Source organism: Streptomyces sp. NPDC111744 (assembly GCF_055634995.1).
In genome coordinates, this window is record NZ_JBVKCG010000080.1 from 1 (window position 1) to 1,473 (window position 1,473).

General features: G+C 70.1%; 1 pseudogene. It reads left to right on the top strand.

The features are described from left to right. The first annotated feature begins 49 nt into the window (after window positions 1–49). Window positions 50–1,463 (top strand): annotated as a pseudogene (locus ACZ7OO_RS44085) (NF041680 family putative transposase). Window positions 1,464–1,473 lie beyond the last annotated feature (10 nt).

Below are 1,473 nucleotides of genomic sequence, written 5' to 3' on the forward strand. Positions count from 1 at the left end.
ACGGCCGCTGGTGAAGAGTCTCGCCCCTGAACAGTCCGCTGACGCCGCACTGGGCATCCTGTCCCACTTTCGTGTCCAGTTCTACGACTGTCTTTACACCCGCGCGGACGCGCTCTTCGAGCTCACCGACGCAGTGCTGTGCGCCGACGGGCCGGTCACCTCGCTGGTCGAGCTGACGCTCACGGCCGAGCACCGGCGCGGGCACGGCGCGATGTACGACGCGGTCAATCACGGCTGGCTGGAGCCGCGCCGTCTCCGCAGGCTGCTTGCCTCCACCCCGCTGCCGAAGGCAGCCGACGGGCGGATCGTGCTGGCCGTGGATGTGAGCAACTGGCTGCGTCCCGATGCCCCTACCAGCCCGGAGTTGCTGTTCTGCCACGTCTACGGGCGGGGCCGCAGCGCGGATCAGTTCATCCCCGGCTGGCCCTACTCCTTCGTCGCCGCCCTGGAGACAGGCCGCACATCTTGGACCGCACTGCTGGACGCTATCCGGCTCGGGCCGGCGGACGACGCCACTGCGGTGACCGCCGCCCAGCTCCGCGAGGTCGTCACCCGACTCGTGCGCGCCGGGCAATGGCGGCCGGGCGATGCGGACATCCTCGTCGTGATGGACTCCGGCTACGACGTCACCCGCCTCGCCCACGTCCTGGCGGATCTGCCCGTCGAGCTGGTCGGACGGCTGCGCTCGGACCGGGTCATGCTCCGCGACGCAGGACCTCGACGCTCCACCCCGCGCGGCGGGCAGCCCCGCAAGCACGGCGGCGTCCTCACCTTCGCCAAACCGGACTCCTGGCACACTCCCGACCAGGCCACCACCCGCAAGCACCACCCGCTACGGCCGGGCCGAAGCCCTCGCCTGGGACCGGATGCACCCGCGTCTGACGGCCCGTGGTCCCTGGCTCGACCACTGCGGTGAACTCCCCCTGATCCACGGCACGTTGATCCGGCTGAAGGTAGGGCACCTGCCCGGCGACCGCGACCCGAAGCCGGTCTGGCTGTGGTCCTCACACACTGGGATGAGCGGTGAGGAGATCGATCTGCGCTGGCAGGCGTTCCTGCGCAGATTCGACCTGGAGCACACTTTCCGGCTGTTCAAGCAGACCCTCGGCTGGACCGTCCCCAAGGTCCGCGACCCGCACACCGCCGACCTGTGGACTTGGCTGATCATCGTCGCGCACACCCAGCTCCGCCTTGCCCGACCGCTGGCCGAAGATCTCCGCCGTCCCTGGGAACGGCCGGCCGAGCCCCGCCGTCTCACCCCTGCCCGGGTCCGCCGGGGGTTCCGCCACCTCCGCGTGAAGACCGCCCGTCCCGCAGGTGTGCCCCAACCCTCCCAGCCCGGCCCCGGACGCCCACCCGGCTCGAAAAACCGCAGGCCAGCCCCGCACCACGAACCCGGGAAGACCGTGAAACGAGCCGAAACCCTCACCGAACATGTCCGCTTGAAACAGCAGCGAGGTTAAACGCCAAGCT